We start from the raw sequence: 18,773 nt of genomic DNA on the forward strand, positions 1-18,773 counted from the left end.
TGATCATGGAGCTGAAAATTTTATACAACCTAAAGGATGATGTAATGATGGATAGGCGATTAATACTCATTGAAGGGTTACCGGGTTCAGGCAAATCAACGGTTGCCAAAATGGTATCCGAAATTTTGATAGGACAAGGCAAAGAGGTACAACTATTTCAAGAAGGGAACCTGGATCACCCTGCTGATTACGAGGGCGTATCTTTTTATTATGCAGGAGACTTCGAGGCTTTATTGGGCACGCATGAAGATTACAGAGAGGTTCTGGAAAGCAATGCGATTGCCTATGATCAAGGCTTCCTGATTCCATACCGTAAGATGAAAGAGCAATGGGGAATAGAGCTTCCCGATCACATTGTACAGGATATTTTCAGACGAGATATTTACGAAATTCCTTTTGAGCAAAATGTTAAGCTGATCACCAGGAAGTGGCAAGATTTCTCCCAAAACGTGTTAAGAACGAATGATGACTGCATCACGATATTTGAATGTTGTTTTATCCAGAATCCACTAACCATGGGTCTTGTAAAATGCAATCAATCCAAAGAGCAAAACGTGCAGTATGTATTGGAACTTGGGTGTATCATTCATGCTCTGAACCCGCTTCTCATCTATATCGACCAGAAAGATATATCCTATACATTTGATAAGGCGGTTAGTGAAAGACCAAAAGAATGGTCAGAGGGATTCATTAATTACTATACGAACCAGGGTTTGGGGCAGGCACAGGGTTATCAGGGTGTTGAGGGTACGGTACAGGTTTTGCAGGAAAGAAAGAAGCTGGAGTCCGAAATCTATGGGTTACTTCAGATGGATAAGGTATGGCTGGATAATTCGGATTATGACCGCGAGGCTTGTAGGCACAAGCTAGAAAAGATTCTGCAGTAACCTTAATGAAATACGAATACATACCGGAGGTCAGTTTTATGACATTTTATGGAGTAGCCTTAATTGCAATAACCGCAATCTTAATTATTATCGGTGTTCGAAGCAAACGGAAAGTAATTCTTAGATGGGGCATAGCCAGTTTAATTTTATTGCTCGTACTCATCATTCCCTCATTCATCATGGGATTCATGGACGGATTTGCTGATGGATGGTCAGCGAGATGACCACTGCAGATAACAATAATGTATCGTATGAACAAAATAACAACAAATTCAACTTCCGTGTGGCAGGTATTGTGATGGATGCGGGAAGAGTTCTTTTGCATACGACTGAACAGGATGATTTCTGGAATCTGCCCGGAGGTCGGGTGAAATTAAACGAGACAACAGAAGCGGCTATTGTACGAGAAATGATGGAGGAACTGGGTGTTCATGTAGAAGCGGAAAGGCTCGCATATGTTAGTGAAGATTTCTTTGAATATGATGGCCTGAAGTATCATGAAGTTGGCTTTTATTATCTCATCACATTGCCGGAAGCCCATAAACTATATAGTGAAACTGAATTCAAAGGTCTAGAGGATAACGGTAAGTTAATCTTCCGATGGTTTTCCTTGGACGAACTGGAGCGGATGGAAGTATATCCTGTGTTTTTGAAAAAGGAACTGACTAACCTTCTTGATGCAAAAGGCATCAAACACTTCATTCAGAAATAGAGGAATAGGTGCCTATGGACATTACATTTATTCGTCATGGTCATGGCGAACACTTGATGGATTACCCAAATCAATTAAATTGTCAGCATCCGGGCCTCACTGAATTGGGAAAAAGTCAGGTTATAGCGTTGCGTAAACAAGTGGTTTTTGCGCCTGAAGACGTCATTTTGGTTAGTCCAACGAAACGTACTATTGAAACAGCACAACTCCTAACCCCTAACAAAAATCTTGTGTTCTTCAGCCCGCTGGTTGGCCCAAGAATGTTTCTTCAGAATCCAGAGTTTGTACCTTTCGTCTGTGATCAGATCTATTCCAAGGAAGAGTTCAGCCATCAGTATACTGACATAAGAATGCTTAATTTGGGGTTGGATTGTTGGGAAGAAAGTATTAATCAGATGGATGCAGATCGGTTCCAGATATTAGCTGAAAAGCTTCTTGAATGGTGCAGGCAACAGAGCGGCAATACGTTTATCATTTCACATGACGGTACGATATCGAACTACAGGATGTTACTCGGAGAAAAAGAGTTAACCAAAAGTGATTTTCTGGGTGAAGCCGGGCAGTACACAATCCGAAACGTTTAACGATTAAAGGTGATTCCGTCAATCTCTTCTATTACACATTGCACAAGGAGTCTGTTTTGTAGGTGGTCTATAACTGTACTTAGGGGGACTTTCAAATGAAGTTATCGGATTATGAATATTTAACTTTGGCTCTGGAAGAAGCAGAACAATCACTTATTGAAGGAACGTATCCGATTGGTGCGATAATCGTGGATGTGGATGGGATTGTCGTGAGTAAAGGCAGGAACCGAGTTTTCTCGGATTGCGACCCCACCGCACATGCTGAGGTGGATGCCATTCGTCGGGCAGGAAAACATTTGCTGGATGTAGAGAAGAAGAAATTCTCGAAGAAGAAAGACTTGACGCTTTATACTACCTGTGAACCTTGTCCTATGTGCTCTTGTACCATATTAATGTCGGGTATTAAAAAGATTGTATGGGCAGCGGATGATGAAGAATATGGCGGACTTCGACGTTTCAAGGAAGGGCCTCATTTTATCCATATGTTTGACACGTTATCCTGTGTTGCAGCACCCTATCTTGATCTGGAAAACAGACAGAGAGCTTTGCTCGCCAAATGGAATATTGGTAGAGGTGTGCTTAATACAGAGTGGGAGATTCCGAAGCAATGATCTTTTTTATAAAGGGGATGAATACACATGGAATTCGTGGGAGAGAAGGTAAGAATAACAACAGTCACAGAGCAGGACCTCGACTTCATATGTCAACTTGAATGTGACACAAATATATGGAGCTTTGAGGAAACTGTTGAAACGGATGAGGAAAAGGTCCGTGAGAAATATGGCAGCCATTTTGCTGTCGCAGATGAGAAACCGTATGCCTATGATTTTGTTATACGCCGCTTGAATGATCCGGAAGATACACCCATTGGTATTGTTCAGATGTGGAGTTATGTGGATTACCGAAAAAGCTGGGAACTTGGATACGGTGTGCTTTCGGAATACGCAGGCAACGGGTATGGGAGCGAGGCTACACATCTTTTGTTACAATTTGCGTTTCAAGAGTTACAAGCTCATAAGGTCGTCGGTATGTGCAATTCACAAAACGTTCGCTCAGCAGCACTGATGAAGCATGTGGGTATGACACGGGAGGCCGTCTACCAGGAAGAACTATGGTGGAACAATCAGTGGACAGACCAGTACTTTTTCTCGATTTTGGATAGAGAATTTAAGTCAGTCTAATAGGTACGGGAGGAAATAAGATGACTACGTTGGTTCTGTTGTGTTTCTCGTAAATTAGGGCAAAGGTGGTTATAACCATGGGGAGAATTACGGTTTATCATTATGATGCTTTCTCTACCGTTCCGGGTCAAGGTAACCCGGCAGGAGTGGTTTTTGATGCGGATCATTTCAGTGAGACGGAGATGCAGCAGATCGCTTATAAGGTTGGTTTTAATGAGACAGTATTTGTGTTGAACTCTGAAATAGCTGACGTCAGATTACGTTATTTTACACCGGGACATGAGATTAATCTGTGTGGTCATGCCACAATGGCATCACTGTATGGTTTGAAGACGCGTGGGATGTTAAGTGACAGCGAGTTAATCACAATTGAAACCAATGTAGGTACATTACCCATACGATTTGAGCGCAATGCCGACACCATTTACATGGAAATGAAACAGGATCAGCCGCAGTTTATACCATTCCAGGGGGATATCGAGAAGCTGGTAAGCGCCATCAATCTCACTCTGGATGATGTTGACCTTTCAACTCCAATCGTTTATGGAAGTACGGGAACCTGGACGGTATTAATCCCGATTCGTGATTTGAACTCTTTTATTAAAATGAAACCGGATTCTTCCCTGTTCCCTGAAATTTTAATTGAGAATCCCAAAGCTTCCCTACACCCCTTTTGTTTCAAAACCCGTGATTCCGATGCGATGATGCATGCCAGACATTTCTCTTCACCTTACTCTGGTACGACGGAAGATCCAGTGACTGGAACAGCCTCCGGGGTGATGGGTGCTTATTATTTAACCTATGTGAAACCAGAGATTGATGAGGTACAGTTTGTGATAGAGCAAGGGCATGAGATTGGAAGAGATGGAAAGGTTCAAGTGAGTGTGATTCGGGATGGTGAGGATATGGATGTCAGAATGAAGGGGACAGCTGTATTTGTGCGTGAACTAAACGTTGAATTGGACATTTGATCATATACGAAAGCAAAAAGCGCGAAGGGAGATTAACATTTTGCAAATTATTGATATTCGGCAGAAGCCGGACGTGATGCAAGAAGCAGTACAGTATTTCTGGAAACAATGGGGCTCGGAATCAAGCTTCCATTTCTATCGGGATTGTATAGAGCGTTCTGTGGATACAGAGAGTGATGTGCCAAGATTTTATGTGATGTTGGACGGAGACCGAATTGTCGGTGGGTACGCTTTGTTGCGAAGTGATCTGAATAGCAGGCAGGATCTCTTTCCCTGGTTTGCATGTCTTCATGTTGATCCAGAATATCGGGGCCGAAATCTGGGTGGACAACTTCAGACCCATGCATTAAATGAGGTGAAAGCAAAAGGGTATGACAAGCTGTATTTATGTACTGATCTGACTGATTATTATGAAAAAAATAACTGGGCCTATATCGGCAAAGGATATCTGCTCGATGATGAAGAGACGAGAATCTATGAATATACGATTTGATAGAGGTTACACACGCTTTATGGCTTTGTCTTGAATTCGGGAGGAATGAACCTATGATTACCGAGATTAATAAACATGATTTCCACAAAGTAAAACATCTCACGGACTCGTGTCAGAATATTGAAGTCAAGGCGGTGGCGTCTGGCTTGAACCCGGGACGGATATATGTAGATGATGCAGAGAATATCACAGCAGCTCTAATTTGGGTACATGGACAATCTGGTTTTCAGTTGATCGGAGATTCTCGAAGTGAACCCTTTTTGAATGAATTGAAAGAGTACATGCGGGAACGTATTGAACCTGAGTTATTGGACTTACATATGCATGCTGTTGAAATTGGTGTGGTGGACGAAGCCTGGGAAGATTTTCTTCGGCACATCTCCGGGAAAAGAGATATCTCCAGTGATATTCAGCATGTATTCAAGTTGAATCCAAATTCGATAAGTCAGCAAGCACCTCTCGACATATGTGCTTCACAGGACGAGAAAGTCAGAATTCTCAGGATAGATGAAGTACTATTAGGAGAGAAAAGATATAACAATTCTCCATTCCTGAAAGATAAAATATCTCACTTTTGGAAGACAATAGATGATTTTTTACAACATGGCTTTGGCTATATTGCAGTGCATAACGATGATATCGCGAGTGTTTGCTTTTCGGCATTTATCGCAGATCAGACACATGCGGTTGATATTGAAACGGTTGAAGTCTACAGAAGAAGGAATTATGGTGCGATGGTGGCAAAAGCTTTTGTGGAAGAATGCAGTCGTGTAGGTATACATCCGTATTGGGATTGTTCACCGGACAATACAGGCTCAATTCGTCTGGCAAAAGGTGTGGGGATGTCACTCGATTTTAACTATAGAGTTTACTGGTATGATCTATCCACATAGATGGGTATGAAGGAGGATGTGCTGTGAGCGAATCATTACAGGATCAGATTCACTTTCTCATTGAGATTGATAAACTCAAAACGATTGAACGAAAGACGAGAATTATGCACGGTGAGAGACTTGAAAATGATGCGGAGCATTCCTGGCATCTGGCGATGATGGCCTTGGTTTTGCAGAGTCATGCCAACAAGGATGTGGATATCCTCAAAGTCATTAAGATGCTTCTCGTTCATGATCTGGTCGAGATTGATGCCGGAGATACGTTCGCTTATGATACGGTGGGACACACGGATAAATATGATCGTGAACTCAAAGCAGCTCATCGGCTGTTTGGTATGTTGCCTAAGGAACAGGCTGAAGAACTACTCCAATTATGGTTAGAGTTTGAAGCAAAGCAGACGCCTGAAGCACAATTTGCCTCATCTCTGGATCGGTTGCAGCCTCTGATACATAATCATCAGAATGAGGGAGATACGTGGCAGAAATATAACATTACAAGTGATCAGGTATTAAACAGAAACCGTGAGATTGCGAACGGTTCCGAAACATTGTGGGAGTATGCGCAGCAGCTTATTCAGAAATCCGTAGATCAGGGAATCTTGACCAAATCATAAGGGTAGGTTTCACGTATGCACTTTGAAGATGGGGGAGAAGCATGGATGGGATATATCATGGAGCTAAGAAAACTGGTGGGCCCGCGTCCTCTAATTATGGCGGGCTCATGTGTACTCGTGTTCAACGAGGAAGGTCACCTGTTGCTACAAAAACGTACAGATAGCTTGGATTGGGGGACACTTGGGGGATCCATGGAACCCGGGGAGTCTTTGGAGGAAACAGCTGCGCGGGAATTGTATGAAGAGGCCGGACTGAGAGCGGAATCATTCAAACTCATTAGCATTTTTTCAGGTGAGGACATGTACTATCAGTATCCACATGGTGATGAAGTTTACAACGTCATGGCTGTTTATGAAGCTTCAGGTATCAAGGGCAGCCCAACCATTTTGGATGATGAAGGGCTGGAACTCCGATATTTTGATCTGAATCAGCCGATCCCTGAGATCAATCCGTTTACGGAATATGTGTTGAAGAAGGCAGGATATATTAGAACTCACTAGTAAGAGGAGGGTATGTTATGACGCAGGACTTCTATTGTGAGTGGTAAAATTCAAGTCAAAGTTGTCATGGAAACAAATAACGTTATGGCTTATCACCATACCCGACCATACTACGAACACCATATCGTGGTGATTCCCAAGATTCATATTCAGTCCTTCATTTCAGAAGAGGAAGAGAATAATGATGAACTACTCTTAGAAATGATGCGTGTCATTAAAAAGATTGCTGCTGACTTGTTAGCTCAGACAGGCTCGTCGAAGATTATAACTAACTTGGGCAGTTATCAAGACTCGAAGCATCAGCATTGGCATATAGTCAGTGGTGAGCGAACTTAGGAAACTGTATACCAGATTAAAAAACTTCCACCGTTCACATACGGATGTGGAAGTTTTTTTGTTTTGAAACAATAAGCATACCTAACAACTCTCACATCTACCAAAAAAGTTAACTAAGGAAAAATATGCTAGAATAGGGAGTGATGATTTAAAAGGGTAAAATAGGAGGAATTATAATGATGGTTGGTTCTATAGTTACGATATTTGCAATGTTGATTAATGTGTTGTTATATGGACTGGGCGTGTATGCGCTGATCTTGTTTATTAAGCTGGCCCGGCGTGGGATTCAGGCACTGGATATCTACCTGTATGAGAAACGGGGAGAGCGTTTTTAACGTTCACCATCTCACACTCGAACAGAATTATCATTTTTCTCTCAGTGTTTTATCTTTCCTGATCTAGTATGATTAACGCATCAATCCAGTAAAGAGAGGGTTAATGACATGGATGCTTTTTTAGAGCAAATTAACAAGTTAAACGAGCTTCAGAAAGACTTGGTTAGCATACATCCTTTGTTTGCAGAACATTATCCAGTGGTTGTAGCCTATGAAGCTTTATTATATATCTATGATTATTCGTCCAAAACGCAACAATATGAGTGGGTGAAGACGGTACCGGACGATTTATATATTCCAGATGAATGCCTTGCTGCGATGCCGGTGCATCATATGAACGGACGAATGTGTGCGATTGTAACGGATACAGCGTTCAAAGATCTGGAGCAGAAAGTTTATCTGTTCCACGAATATGTTCATTGTTATATATATGAGAAATATGATGAGCGGATCGTCAACCGTCTTCAAATTAAGCATAAAATGGACGAGCTGAAGCGCGTAACATGGGAACTGGATTATGAATTTCCGTACGAAGATGAAATCGTTGTGGAGCGGATAAACTCATTGTTGTCAGCTTTGAAGAGTAAAGACCTGACGCAAGTACACACAGCTAGAAAGGCGTTGTTCACTTCATTAAATGAAGAACAAGCCGAGTATTGGAGCTGGTTGGAGTGGAACGAGGGTTACGCGCGTTATATTGAGAATCTGATTCGGGCAAAATTCGGGCAGGAAAGCAATCATATGGGAGACACTGCTCCGTTTAACCGCTTGATGTTCTATGAGTGTGGGTCGGAATATATTAGTCTGCTTGTGAAGGAGCATCCGGAGTACCACACGGATCTGGAGCAACTGTTTGACCGCATGCAAGTGGAGAGAATTCAGGGTTAATCACGCATCTACGGTGAAAAAAAGGTGGAACCTAGCGAAGTCTCACTATTCCAGTGATCTGCGTTGCACCAGTAGGTTATATCGTTTCTTTTTATTAAGTATAGTAGAATACTTCCCGATAAAAGGAGATCAACTCTATGCCGTTACCTATGGTTCATCTCAATATTGCTAATCTGATTGCAGACTCGCTGCAAATTCAGGCTGATCGAGGTTCATTATATCTGGGGAATATCGCCCCAGATTCCATACATATGCGCGAAGGTACAACCAGAGATGATAAGGAATACACCCATTTCAACCCAAAAGATGATGGAGATTACGTTGGTGAATTGAAGGATCTTTACTCATTCTATATGCAACAACTTACCGATGAAGGATGGAAGTGGTTTGTGCGAGGATACTTTATGCATGTGCTAACAGATTATTACTGGTTCCGTAGTGTGCATCCCGAATTCGTCGAACGGGTCAACAAGGTAGATCAACATATAGGCAGTAGCAGATCGAAGGATGAACTAGCGCGTTTATATTACCAGGAGACGGACCAGATCGATTTCAATCTCTATCAAGGTTCGAGTTGGAGCGAAGAGGTATGGCAGGTGCTCAACAGTTCACCAGGTTATGACATGACGGGTCGTTTAACTGCTGATGAGATTGTGCGCTGGCGGGACCACACGTTTTCTTTTCTTAATGGGGAAGAACCGGGAATTACTCCTGAGTTCATCACGGGTGAGAGAGTTCAGGTATTTGTGGAAGAGACCGTAGAGCGACTGATAGCTATGTTGTCTTCATGGGACCCGGAGTTACGTAACTTGATATGAATATAGATAGTTAGTGCAGTTGAGTCATTTCATTATATACTGTATTTATTACTTCTCTACTCATTACTAGTTTATTTAATACTAAGTCAGGGAGGCACGCAGTATGGTGAAATATGTAGGAGTGTTGCTCGTATTTGTCATTGCCACGTTCATTGCAGGGTGCAGTAAACCGAATGAATCGAACGCGGAAGAGGGGCTTCCTCTGTTGATCACCTTAACGTGTAATCCAGACCTCACCTTGGAACCATGTCAAGATGTTGAGTTTGATCGATCTGATGAGATACGGATCGTGATGGAGGCAATACATAAGGCAGAGCGTATGCCGGGTATTCTCAATTATAGTGCACAGTACGACATGAGCATAACAAATGCGGACAGCTCGATAACACGGTATGATTTTTCATTAGGAATGGATCCCAAGATGCAAGGCCTGTTAGTAAACCTTGAAGACACGAACACTGGATATAGCATTCCTCTTGAGGATTCGAATCAACTAAGAAGGCTGATTCAGCGACGTACAGATTAAGAAGGTATATGGGACGGAGAAGAACCTGTGGATGACAAAATTACCATTGAACCTTTGACGCGATCGGATGCAGATGGAGTGTATCAGGTGTTCGAGACAACCATCCCCGCAGCATTTGATCAGGAGGGAATAGGCTCGCTTCTGGATGATATTCAGGGTGAAATAACACACAAAAAAGTGATGATTCGCAAGGCACTGCAAGCAAAGGACAACATCGAAGCAAGTGTATTTTTCCTCGTCGCCAAAATGGGAGATGTTATTGTAGGCACAATCTCGTATGGACCGTGTGGTAAGGAGATTCGAGAATGTACAGAGGGCCGGCTGAACGATACCGGAGAACTGGGTAGCCTGTATGTGTTGCCCGAGGTTCAAGGACAGGGGGTTGGTTCGGCGCTCATTCTTGCACTGGTTAGTGAACTGCAACGGCTGGGAATTCAGCAATTCTGCCTGGATAGCGGTTACCAGATCGCACAGAAGAAGTGGCAACGCAAATTCGGTGAACCCTATGTGGTGGCGAACAACTATTGGGGCGAAGGAACAGATCATATGGTTTGGCTGTGTGAAGTACAGGATTTTATAGAGGTTGTTCAAAAAGCCCGCTTTTGATTACGAAGGATGCCTAGTGGCATCATCAGCATCGAATATGGAATTCAGCCGAAATAAGCGGGAGGCTTACGAAGTATGTTTCCTGAGGAAACATTGTAGTTGCTCACGTAGTTTTCCCTACGCTCCGCTACTCCATTTCTAGCTTCATCCCATCTTCTCGGTACTGAAAACCAGTCTTTTTGAACATGCACTAAAGTAAAATGAAATGAACAAAAGAGATGACGACCTGTATTGTATAGGGGTCATCTCTTTATCTTTTTGCATCGATCGTGGACGATTGTTCGTACATTGTATCATGTGGTTTTTATGTACCCGAGGAAAAAAGGAGTGAACATATGTCAATTCAGTGGAATACACCCGAGCAACGGTTATCTCCTCATGCAGTAAACCTGTGGAGAATTAGCGCCATCATATGGAATGCAATAGGTTTCCTGATCCTTGCCGTACTGTTAATACTCGACTCCATCTATGGATGGAAGACGTGGATTGGGTGGTTGTTGTGGGGCGTTACGGCCATATCTGTGCTCTATGCGGTGTGGGATATTTTCATCCAGCCTTCATGGTTATACAAGCATTGGTACTATGATGTGAATGAGGAGTTCCTGCAACTGAAGCGTGGGGCGCTAACCAAGGTACATCAGATCATCCCCATGGCGAAAGTGCAATCGGTTACAACAAATCAGGGACCTTTAATGCGAAAATATGGACTCTATTCCGTATCGGTTGGCACGATGGGTTCATCGCATGAAATCCCGGCATTGCCAGAGGAAGTCGCACTTGCACTCCGTCATCAGATTGCGTCCTATGCGCGGATTAATGAGGTGGATGAATGATCGATATGAAGCGACATCATCCATTAACCATGCTGTGGAGCTTGTGGAAACGGGTAAAGAATTGGTTCGCTATCGTCCTTTTTTTGTTTGTTTTCCGTCAGGGCTCGGAGTCCCAATGGATATTCTATGGAAGAATCGCTTTTTATGTAGGTGTCTCCATTAGCATCCTGTCCATGATCCTGAAGTGGTTCACCTCGCGTTATGTAGCAGACGATACAGCCTTTCATATCTATAGTGGTGTGTTTAACCGTACCCGAAGAACGATACCTTATACGAAGGTCCAGAATGTGAATCGTCATACAACGTTGTTTCATCGGTTATTCAGGGTGACGTCGATTCGATTCGAGACCGGAATTAAGGGAGAAGATGCTACCTTTCAGTTACACGTTGTTTCACTTTCCGAAGCGGAACAGCTGGAGAAGATTGTAGCAGGTCATATGGCTGAAGAAGCAAAAACAGTAGGAGCAACAGAGGAACATGATAGGTTGGATGCAGTTCAGGTTATGGAAGAGGGAGAGGCGCAATCCGAACCTTTTATAACTGATGAAGTCATGTCTCTGCCTGCAAAAGAAAAACAGGAACGGGTTGTTCATTATCATTCCACCCGCAAGGACATATTCAAAGCATCCTTTACCTCGCTCAGCTTTCTCGTACTGATTCCGGTCCTGGCTACGCTCTATTCCTGGGTGAAGGACTTCTTCCCTGATGAAGAAGTAACGGAAAGTTTGTTATTAACCTGGCTTGATTCCTGGTGGATTGCCGGTTTGATGATTTTAGTTTTATTGATTATATCTATTGCTCTGGGCATAGTCAGAACCTTCGTAAAGTATGGTAATTTCCAGATCACCTCGGATGCCAAACGGATCTATATCTCGAAGGGCATGATGGAGCAAACGTCATTTTCAATCCTGAAAGAGCGAGTCCAGGCCGTGAAAATTACACAGTCACCGATGAAAAGGCTGCTTGGATTAGCGGAAGTAGAACTGACCACTGCAGGTAGTCTGGGGGAATCCGAGCAGGAGGTGAACTCGCTCTATCCTTTCTTGCCTGTGAAGCAAGCCTATACCCTGATTGAGGAGATCCTGCCATCCTATCGGGTTACGCAGGAGATGGAAAAACTTCCACGAATATCACTATGGCTGCGCCTGCTCAAACCAAGCTGGGGGTGGATCATAATTACGGGTTTATTGTGGTATTTCAAACCATTGGTGTTTGGGCAGAAACATGCCTGGTGGGTGATTTCCGCGATTCTGCTCGTGTGGATTGCAACATGCAGAGTGATGGACTTTTTCCATACCCGATACATTCTGCATCAGAATTTCATTCAACTTCGAACCGGTGCGCTCACTTCAACCCTCTTCATCTCCAAACGTGAGAAAGTCATCGAAGTGCAGATCACCCGTAATGTGTTACAGCGTTGGTTCGGTGTGGCTTCCATTCATACGGTAAACCGCGCCAAGCCAGTACTGCATCATCGGGCACATGACATTTCCCTGGATACGGCCAAATCATTTCAATCATGGTACATGGGTCGTACCCAAGATGTTCAGACCCGTTAATTGCAAGAGCAAGTGCAGGAAGACCACACAAGGTTATTCTGTGCTTGCTCTTTTTAATTGAAGACAGAGGAGGAAGTAAATTTTGATTAGAGCTGTATTCTTTGATGTGGACGGTACGTTGCTGAGCGAAATAGATCGGAGTTTATCACCGCGTACAGCTGAGTCGATCCGGGAATTGATTCGTAAAGGCGTTCAAGTTGTACTCGTCACAGGCAGGCCCTATAATTTATGCGAAGAATTCAGAAATCTCGGAATCGATACAATCATTTCGGCTAATGGGGCATTGATCAAAGCAGGTGATGAAGTGATACATAAGTCTGTACTTTCAGCACAGATGGTTAGAGCATTCAGTGAGTTTGCCGAGTTGCAGGGGCACAGTATTTCATATTTTACAGAGTCATTTGAGACGAACGGGTTGTGTACAACAGATGGTCGTGTTACTGACGCTTTAAGAGATACGCTTGGACTTATGGATTCCCCACAGAAAATCAGCATGTTGGAACAGGACGTATATTGCATTTGTTTATATGCGGATGAAGCGGAGACGGAGAAATTCCAATCCAGATTTCCTTCCTTACGATTCGTGAGATTCCATCCGTATGTAGTGAATGTGCTGGAAGCGAGCGAAGTCAGCAAATCTATAGCCGCAGAGAAAGTTCTCGACTACCTGAAGATATCCAGAGAGGATACAATGGCCTTTGGCGATGGGGAGAATGACGTGGATCTGCTAGTGTATGCGGGAATCGGAATTGCGATGGGAAATGGCGGAGAACGAATTAAACAAAGCGCCGATTATGTCACCCTGCGGGCAAGTGAAGATGGAGTCACCCATGCATTGAAGCAATTTAAGATTTTATGAGAATGGATCGGCTAAAAAGATGAAGGATATCCAAATTGTGGATTTTATTGTAGAATGATATAGCACGTATTAAGCCCTAAAGCATAGGGTGTTGATCGAAGGGTGACTTATGAAAAAGGTTGTTATCGTAATCCTGTCTCTTGTCGTACTTGTTGGTGTATCCTCTTCCGCTTATGCTCATCCAGGCAGACTGGATAAGAACGGTGGACATAACTGTTCAGCCAAATCCAAACAAAAGGGTCTGTGCACGGGTTATCACTTTCACAAAAAGAAAAAATGAGAATGAGCTGTACAAGATAAACCCGGCCATCGTTCAATGTATGGTTGGGTTTGCATGTGTACCATTGATTTAAAATGATGGAGGCGGTTACACCATGCAAATACAGGAGATATCGGTGTGGAATCATGACGATTTAGTGGCGATGCTGGTCGAAAGCTCCAGTGAGGGGTTCAGACATATCGAGCGATTAATCCATGAATATGAGACAGGAATCAATACATTCGAGCAAGAAGATGAAGCGCTTTTTGAATGCAGAGTGCACGATAAGGTGGTTGGGATCTGCGGTCTGAACAGAGATCCTTATTCTGAAGTGACTGATACCGGAAGAATTCGCAGGCTTTATGTGATGAGAGAATTTCGAAGACATGGGGTTGGGCGCAGGCTGATGGATGCGGTTATTCATAAAGCGGAAAAACATTACGCTCGACTGGTTCTGTACACGGATCAACCGGTTGCCGGCTCTTTTTATCGCGACTTGGGATTTAGAGAAGTGACGAGTATGGAGAAGATAACGCATGTACTAGAATTGGGGGAGAAGAAAGATGGATCATATTAAAGCCGTTATTTTTGATTTGGACAATACAATTCTGAACAGAACAATGACCTTTGACGGCTTCACGCAGAGTTTGATTAAAACCTATTTTGGTCACCTTGAGTCAACCGAAGATATAAGCAAACGAATTATTGAACTCGACCAGGATGGTTATAAGGACAAACCCCTTCTGTTCAACGAGTTGTTGAATGAACTGCCTTGGGCAGAGTATCCGCCACATGCAGAACTGATGGAGTTCTATGGCAGAGAGTATGTGCGAAGTTCAGTTCTGATGGAACAGGCGCGAGAAGTCGTTCAGCATCTTCGGGGGAAATATCAAACCGGGTTAATTACCAATGGGCAGACCGATATTCAGTATGGGAAGATCGATCAACTCGGTATCCGGGATGATTACGACCATATTATTGTTTCAGAAGAGGCTGGAGTCAAAAAGCCCGATCCACGCATATTTCAGCTTGCGCTAGATCATTTCGGTCTAAGCCCAGAGCAATGCATCTACATTGGCGATCATCCGGTGAACGATATTGAAGGAGCAGCAAGCGTAGGCATGAGCACCATCTGGATGAAGGTCAACCAGCCGTGGCAGGACAGGATTAAAACTAGTCCTTTACATACGATTGAGCATCTAAGTGAGCTAAAGGAATTGCTGTAGAAGGCGGTTATATAAATTGAATATAACATTTACACAAAACGTAGAGGACAGAAATAACCTGAAGAAGCGGAGCGGTCGCCTTTATCCCCGGATTTACCCTTTAGGAAAGGAATCAAAAAATCTGGGGATAACAGCGATCGGAAGGTTGTTCTGTCATCGGAGTGGCTAGTGTAAATATTCTTTAGTTCAGTTTAAATAGATAAAGACTCCTATAATCCCAGTTTGGAAAGCGAGGAACATATGGAAATTAGACAGATGGCTACAGCGTTTTTGAGCAATGGCTCAGACATGCTGATGATGAAGAAGGCGGGTAGCAGATTGTTTGATTTTGAATTCTGGGGTGGCATTGGCGGACATCTGGAACAAGGGGAACTGAACACACCCATGACCGCCAACTATCGGGAGATTGAAGAAGAGACCGGGTTCACGCAAGAGGATGTCGAACACTTTCGGCTTCGATATATTCTGTTGGAAGTTAACGGTGGTGAGATTTGGCAACAGTTTGTATATTTCGGAGAGACGACGCATCGACATTTTGTGCCCTCGGATGAAGGCGAGTTATTCTGGATACCACTGGATGAGGTGTTGGACTTAAATTCGTCTATTCTGATCAAAGCAACGCTTAGGCACTATTTACAACACCCAGGAGCAGAGGACATCTGGATTGGCAACGTTCAGAGCGGAACAGACCTAAAGAACACTCCACAGGTAATATGGAACAGAATGCAGGAAACGTTATCATTTGAGCCAAAGGGGGTTAATCGATAATGTTGAAATATAGAATGGAAAGAAAAAAATTGAGATGGATAAATTACCTGTTGATCACTGTACTGATTGCTATCATTCTTCCGAGTAGTCATGTGGAGGCAGGCAGCACGATTACAGTGAAAACGAAGGTCCAATATTACAAAGGACAGCCATACATACATCTAACAGGTGGTAATAAATCTGTGACGGATAAACTGAACAAGACATTTAAACTCCACGCAGTGAAAGCAGCTCGCCTGGACAAAGAAGAAAAGAAATCAAACAAAAAATATTTCTACATCACCATGGCCAGTGTAAAATACAATGCAAAAGAAAAGTTATCTGTGGTATATGAAGATCATGTGTACACTGGCGGAGCACATGGAATGGATGCGACAAAATCATATAACTATGATTTAAGAACGGGGAAAGAACTGAAGCTAAGCAAGTATGTTAAAGACGATACTCAAATGGAGAAAGTAGAGAAATCAATCTCCAACAGTCTATTAGCCATGTATAATGCAGGAGTTTCTATTTTTGAAGAAAATATTTATGATTTTCAGCTTGATCAAACATCTGAATTCTTTTTATATGACAAAGGTATCGTCATCCGATTCCACCCTTATGAGGTTGCACCCTACGCTAAAGGGTTTGTAGATATCAAAGTCCCGTTCAGTAAATTCAACCAATAGATTGTTTGTAATAAAAGGCATGATCCAGTTCAATGAGGTCATGTCTTTTTCTATTTATACAATCATTCAAAATACTCTAAATAATTTCAATAACTTCGGCTTCTATGTTTCTACATACGGAATAAATAGCTTAACCCATTCCAAGAAGGAGGTTTTGTTATGAAACGTATTGGAAACATGTTTCAGGCTGACCGTAGCAGAGTGTAAATGCTATGGCAGCCTGAACGAGCGAACCGGTTTAATTTAGCATAGGGCAGAGGCGATTGTTATGGGTTGTTGGAAGAAACTCAGTTCGTCAAATTATGCTGTAATAATTCGATCTTTCGTTTGTCTGTTCCGATGTTCTATCGCTTCCTCATAATCCCCGATCAGTGTATCAAAAATATGCTCCCACGACCGCTGCTCAGCCAGCTTTCTGCCTTCCAGTCCCATCATCCTCAATTGGTTCATGTGATTTCCCCAGAGACATATCTCCCGAATCAGTGCATCAGCCTGACCTGGCTCGAATAACACACCATTGCGATGGTGGGATACCAGATCCTTTACACCTCCAGCATTGGCCGCCACCACAGGGAGTCCTGAAGCCATCGCTTCCAGTACCACATTGCCAAATGTCTCCGTAGAGGAAGGAAACACAAACAGATCTGCCGAAGCATACATAACAGCAAGTTCTTCGCCATGCATATAACCTGTAAAGGTGACATTGGGTGGGGATTGCAGACGCATTTTCGGGAGAGATGGGCCGTCGCCAACGATGATCCAGTGTACACGGGACTGCATTTCCTGGGGCAACTGCTGCATGGTAGTCGTGAGTGTAGCGATATCTTTTTCCGGGGCAATGCGTCCAACGTAGAGTAGAATAAGGGGAGCGGTGATGTGGTATCGTTCACGGATATCCGAGCTGCGTTTATCAGGGGAGTACAGGTTGCAATCAATCCCGCGAGACCAAAGTTTCAGACGCTGAATGCCTTGGGTTTGCAGGGTGTTTAACGTTTCCTGCGATGGAGTTAGGGTTGCATCACAGGCACGGTGGAACCACTGGATATACTTCCAGTAGAGAGGAATCATACTTTTCAACCGGTAGTATTCGAGATAACGATCGAAGTGGGTATGGTAGGAGACAACATGCGGAAGATGGTGTTTGAGCGCATACCTCAGACCAAGCAGCCCCATATTAAAAGGCGTGGCGATATGCAACAGATCGGGTTGAAAGGTTTGTAGCTGCTTGTGTGTGTCTGCTCTGTTGGGTAGAGCAATGCGGCATTCGGGATACAGAAAAAAAGGGATGTTGGCAACCGATCGGACTTGAGTCTCATGGCTTCCTTCAATGACGGAGTTCGGAGTAAACAGCAGATGTTCAATTCTTCTGCGGTTCAGATGGTTACTCAAGCGGTGGAGCGTGCCAGCAACACCATTGGTTTCCGGAAGATAGGTGTCTGTGAACAAGGCCAGGCGCATCATTACCCCTCCCAAGACTCGTGATGCCAAGATCATAACAGCGGAACATTTTCCCGAGGTCAAGTGCACGTTAACTTGATGATATTCCCTGTAAAATGACTTCGCCACGAACATGTAAACTTCCATAACTTCAATTTGTATAGCGTATTCTGCTATGATGTAATAACGTGTCGGCGTATATATAGAAAGAGAGATACAGGAGGCAGAGAAAGATGAACAAGTTACAAGAAGAATTGCAGGAGTTGTTACCACTTGATCAGCTTGAAGAGATGTCAGGTGAAGAAGTGGTGGGGAGTGTTGCCATGGACCTTTATCGGGCTGAATTTGCGACGATTCGAGAAAGTGGGTCGGAACTTCCGCAAGTATTGCGAGATATCATTCTAATCATTGATCTGGATACCGAGCTGTCCATGAACGGGATGACTGGTTTCCTTGAAAATGCCAGCGGGCAGTATCTGGGTGAGACGATAACAGCTATGGAGCGGATCGGCAATGATGCAGATACCGTGATCCTGAAGAAGATAGAGCAGATGTTGTCCAAAAGCGGCGTAACCCAAGGGCAATTACGAGATAATGTGAATGGCCTGTCCGAAGATGACATCACGACAAGCCTGCAAACACACGGGGAACAGATTCATGAGGTATTACAGCAGATTGAACTGGAAGCCGCGAATTTGAGCATGCAATCGGATAACGAAGAAAGCTTTGACCTGCTGTATCAATATGTGGACGAAAATAAAGAACGTTTGAAACAGGAGATGCAACACGTTTTGTCTAATTGAGTGGGAAGAGGAG

General features: G+C 43.5%; 26 protein-coding genes. 25 read left to right on the top strand and 1 reads right to left on the bottom strand.

From position 1 onward, the window contains the following. Positions 1-47: 47 nt before the first annotated feature. From NST38_RS08365 to NST38_RS08480, 24 genes are all read left to right on the top strand, one after another. Complete coding sequence (locus tag NST38_RS08365; protein WP_076252601.1) at positions 48-887, top strand: hypothetical protein; 840 nt, start codon at positions 48-50, stop codon at positions 885-887. 220 nt (positions 888-1,107) lie between these two features. After that, entirely contained in the window at positions 1,108-1,599 is a 492-nt protein-coding gene (locus NST38_RS08370) for an NUDIX hydrolase (RefSeq protein ID WP_076252599.1), read from the top strand. 14 nt (positions 1,600-1,613) lie between these two features. After that, positions 1,614-2,183 carry a histidine phosphatase family protein gene (locus tag NST38_RS08375; protein WP_076252597.1) on the top strand — a complete coding sequence of 190 codons (570 nt, stop codon included), beginning with the start codon at positions 1,614-1,616 and terminating at the stop codon, positions 2,181-2,183. A gap of 95 nt (positions 2,184-2,278) precedes the next feature. Then, entirely contained in the window at positions 2,279-2,794 is a 516-nt protein-coding gene (locus NST38_RS08380; protein WP_036610381.1) for a nucleoside deaminase, read from the top strand. Positions 2,795-2,821: 27 nt separating this feature from the next. Then, positions 2,822-3,364, top strand: a complete 543-nt coding sequence (locus NST38_RS08385; protein WP_076252595.1) for a GNAT family N-acetyltransferase — start codon at positions 2,822-2,824, stop codon at positions 3,362-3,364. A gap of 77 nt (positions 3,365-3,441) precedes the next feature. Then, positions 3,442-4,335 carry a PhzF family phenazine biosynthesis protein gene (locus tag NST38_RS08390; RefSeq protein WP_076252593.1) on the top strand — a complete coding sequence of 298 codons (894 nt, stop codon included), beginning with the start codon at positions 3,442-3,444 and terminating at the stop codon, positions 4,333-4,335. A gap of 40 nt (positions 4,336-4,375) precedes the next feature. Beyond that, positions 4,376-4,828: a GNAT family N-acetyltransferase gene (locus NST38_RS08395; RefSeq protein WP_340389773.1), complete on the top strand. Its 453-nt coding sequence runs from the start codon at positions 4,376-4,378 to the stop codon at positions 4,826-4,828. A 53-nt stretch (positions 4,829-4,881) separates the two neighbouring features. Then, positions 4,882-5,721 carry a GNAT family N-acetyltransferase gene (locus NST38_RS08400; RefSeq protein WP_076252591.1) on the top strand — a complete coding sequence of 280 codons (840 nt, stop codon included), beginning with the start codon at positions 4,882-4,884 and terminating at the stop codon, positions 5,719-5,721. A gap of 23 nt (positions 5,722-5,744) precedes the next feature. After that, complete coding sequence (locus tag NST38_RS08405; RefSeq protein ID WP_076252589.1) at positions 5,745-6,335, top strand: HD domain-containing protein; 591 nt, start codon at positions 5,745-5,747, stop codon at positions 6,333-6,335. 57 nt (positions 6,336-6,392) lie between these two features. Continuing rightward, positions 6,393-6,836, top strand: coding sequence for an NUDIX hydrolase (locus NST38_RS08410; protein ID WP_370511434.1), 444 nt, complete (start codon positions 6,393-6,395; stop codon positions 6,834-6,836). 36 nt (positions 6,837-6,872) lie between these two features. Then, positions 6,873-7,172, top strand: a complete 300-nt coding sequence (locus tag NST38_RS08415) for an HIT domain-containing protein (RefSeq protein ID WP_306068593.1) — start codon at positions 6,873-6,875, stop codon at positions 7,170-7,172. Positions 7,173-7,348: 176 nt separating this feature from the next. Then, positions 7,349-7,507, top strand: coding sequence for a hypothetical protein (locus NST38_RS08420; RefSeq protein ID WP_162158967.1), 159 nt, complete (start codon positions 7,349-7,351; stop codon positions 7,505-7,507). 108 nt (positions 7,508-7,615) lie between these two features. After that, on the top strand, positions 7,616-8,395 hold the full coding sequence (locus tag NST38_RS08425) for a hypothetical protein (protein ID WP_076252586.1): 780 nt from the start codon (positions 7,616-7,618) through the stop codon (positions 8,393-8,395). A gap of 137 nt (positions 8,396-8,532) precedes the next feature. After that, a complete protein-coding gene (locus NST38_RS08430) occupies positions 8,533-9,213 on the top strand; it encodes a zinc dependent phospholipase C family protein (protein WP_076252584.1) in 681 nt (226 codons plus the stop codon). Between the two features lie 103 nt (positions 9,214-9,316). Next, positions 9,317-9,739, top strand: a complete 423-nt coding sequence (locus tag NST38_RS08435; protein WP_076252582.1) for a hypothetical protein — start codon at positions 9,317-9,319, stop codon at positions 9,737-9,739. Between the two features lie 27 nt (positions 9,740-9,766). Next, positions 9,767-10,345: a GNAT family N-acetyltransferase gene (locus tag NST38_RS08440; protein ID WP_076252580.1), complete on the top strand. Its 579-nt coding sequence runs from the start codon at positions 9,767-9,769 to the stop codon at positions 10,343-10,345. 335 nt (positions 10,346-10,680) lie between these two features. Then, on the top strand, positions 10,681-11,178 hold the full coding sequence (locus tag NST38_RS08445) for a PH domain-containing protein (RefSeq protein ID WP_076252578.1): 498 nt from the start codon (positions 10,681-10,683) through the stop codon (positions 11,176-11,178). Next, positions 11,175-12,737 (top strand): PH domain-containing protein, encoded by a 1,563-nt coding sequence (locus NST38_RS08450; RefSeq protein ID WP_076252576.1) that lies wholly within the window; start codon positions 11,175-11,177, stop codon positions 12,735-12,737. Before NST38_RS08445 ends, NST38_RS08450 begins: the two co-directional genes overlap by 4 nt. Before the next feature lie 82 nt (positions 12,738-12,819). Further along, on the top strand, positions 12,820-13,596 hold the full coding sequence (locus NST38_RS08455) for a Cof-type HAD-IIB family hydrolase (RefSeq protein ID WP_076252574.1): 777 nt from the start codon (positions 12,820-12,822) through the stop codon (positions 13,594-13,596). 109 nt (positions 13,597-13,705) lie between these two features. Beyond that, complete coding sequence (locus NST38_RS08460) at positions 13,706-13,876, top strand: YHYH domain-containing protein (RefSeq protein ID WP_101314950.1); 171 nt, start codon at positions 13,706-13,708, stop codon at positions 13,874-13,876. 94 nt (positions 13,877-13,970) lie between these two features. Then, a complete protein-coding gene (locus NST38_RS08465) occupies positions 13,971-14,432 on the top strand; it encodes a GNAT family N-acetyltransferase (RefSeq protein ID WP_076252572.1) in 462 nt (153 codons plus the stop codon). Continuing rightward, entirely contained in the window at positions 14,419-15,081 is a 663-nt protein-coding gene (locus NST38_RS08470) for an HAD family hydrolase (RefSeq protein WP_076252570.1), read from the top strand. The genes NST38_RS08465 and NST38_RS08470 overlap by 14 nt, the downstream gene beginning before the upstream one ends. A 240-nt stretch (positions 15,082-15,321) precedes the next feature. Next, positions 15,322-15,849 carry an NUDIX domain-containing protein gene (locus NST38_RS08475; RefSeq protein ID WP_256720083.1) on the top strand — a complete coding sequence of 176 codons (528 nt, stop codon included), beginning with the start codon at positions 15,322-15,324 and terminating at the stop codon, positions 15,847-15,849. Then, positions 15,849-16,520, top strand: coding sequence for a DUF3298 and DUF4163 domain-containing protein (locus NST38_RS08480; protein WP_076252568.1), 672 nt, complete (start codon positions 15,849-15,851; stop codon positions 16,518-16,520). Before NST38_RS08475 ends, NST38_RS08480 begins: the two co-directional genes overlap by 1 nt. Positions 16,521-16,820: 300 nt before the next feature. Here NST38_RS08480 and NST38_RS08485 read toward each other — a convergent pair whose 3' ends face one another. Further along, positions 16,821-17,978 carry a glycosyltransferase family 4 protein gene (locus NST38_RS08485; RefSeq protein ID WP_076252566.1) on the bottom strand — a complete coding sequence of 386 codons (1,158 nt, stop codon included), beginning with the start codon at positions 17,976-17,978 and terminating at the stop codon, positions 16,821-16,823. 212 nt (positions 17,979-18,190) lie between these two features. On the opposite strand from NST38_RS08485, the gene NST38_RS08490 reads away from it, so the two are divergent. Next, on the top strand, positions 18,191-18,760 hold the full coding sequence (locus NST38_RS08490) for a DMP19 family protein (RefSeq protein WP_036610334.1): 570 nt from the start codon (positions 18,191-18,193) through the stop codon (positions 18,758-18,760). The last annotated feature ends 13 nt before the right edge of the window (positions 18,761-18,773 follow it).

This window comes from Paenibacillus sp. FSL H8-0104 (assembly GCF_038050215.1).
GTDB lineage: Bacteria > Bacillota > Bacilli > Paenibacillales > Paenibacillaceae > Paenibacillus > Paenibacillus amylolyticus.

Coding starts and splice junctions, on each gene's coding strand:
- NST38_RS08365 (WP_076252601.1), top strand. CDS start 48: ATGGATAGGCGATTAATACTCATTGAAGGGTTACCGGGTTCAGGCAAA.
- NST38_RS08370 (WP_076252599.1), top strand. CDS start 1,108: ATGACCACTGCAGATAACAATAATGTATCGTATGAACAAAATAACAAC.
- NST38_RS08375 (WP_076252597.1), top strand. CDS start 1,614: ATGGACATTACATTTATTCGTCATGGTCATGGCGAACACTTGATGGAT.
- NST38_RS08380 (WP_036610381.1), top strand. CDS start 2,279: ATGAAGTTATCGGATTATGAATATTTAACTTTGGCTCTGGAAGAAGCA.
- NST38_RS08385 (WP_076252595.1), top strand. CDS start 2,822: ATGGAATTCGTGGGAGAGAAGGTAAGAATAACAACAGTCACAGAGCAG.
- NST38_RS08390 (WP_076252593.1), top strand. CDS start 3,442: ATGGGGAGAATTACGGTTTATCATTATGATGCTTTCTCTACCGTTCCG.
- NST38_RS08400 (WP_076252591.1), top strand. CDS start 4,882: ATGATTACCGAGATTAATAAACATGATTTCCACAAAGTAAAACATCTC.
- NST38_RS08410 (WP_370511434.1), top strand. CDS start 6,393: ATGGAGCTAAGAAAACTGGTGGGCCCGCGTCCTCTAATTATGGCGGGC.
- NST38_RS08420 (WP_162158967.1), top strand. CDS start 7,349: ATGATGGTTGGTTCTATAGTTACGATATTTGCAATGTTGATTAATGTG.
- NST38_RS08425 (WP_076252586.1), top strand. CDS start 7,616: ATGGATGCTTTTTTAGAGCAAATTAACAAGTTAAACGAGCTTCAGAAA.
- NST38_RS08430 (WP_076252584.1), top strand. CDS start 8,533: ATGCCGTTACCTATGGTTCATCTCAATATTGCTAATCTGATTGCAGAC.
- NST38_RS08435 (WP_076252582.1), top strand. CDS start 9,317: ATGGTGAAATATGTAGGAGTGTTGCTCGTATTTGTCATTGCCACGTTC.
- NST38_RS08445 (WP_076252578.1), top strand. CDS start 10,681: ATGTCAATTCAGTGGAATACACCCGAGCAACGGTTATCTCCTCATGCA.
- NST38_RS08450 (WP_076252576.1), top strand. CDS start 11,175: ATGATCGATATGAAGCGACATCATCCATTAACCATGCTGTGGAGCTTG.
- NST38_RS08460 (WP_101314950.1), top strand. CDS start 13,706: ATGAAAAAGGTTGTTATCGTAATCCTGTCTCTTGTCGTACTTGTTGGT.
- NST38_RS08465 (WP_076252572.1), top strand. CDS start 13,971: ATGCAAATACAGGAGATATCGGTGTGGAATCATGACGATTTAGTGGCG.
- NST38_RS08470 (WP_076252570.1), top strand. CDS start 14,419: ATGGATCATATTAAAGCCGTTATTTTTGATTTGGACAATACAATTCTG.
- NST38_RS08475 (WP_256720083.1), top strand. CDS start 15,322: ATGGAAATTAGACAGATGGCTACAGCGTTTTTGAGCAATGGCTCAGAC.
- NST38_RS08480 (WP_076252568.1), top strand. CDS start 15,849: ATGTTGAAATATAGAATGGAAAGAAAAAAATTGAGATGGATAAATTAC.
- NST38_RS08485 (WP_076252566.1), bottom strand. CDS start 17,978: ATGCGCCTGGCCTTGTTCACAGACACCTATCTTCCGGAAACCAATGGT.
- NST38_RS08490 (WP_036610334.1), top strand. CDS start 18,191: ATGAACAAGTTACAAGAAGAATTGCAGGAGTTGTTACCACTTGATCAG.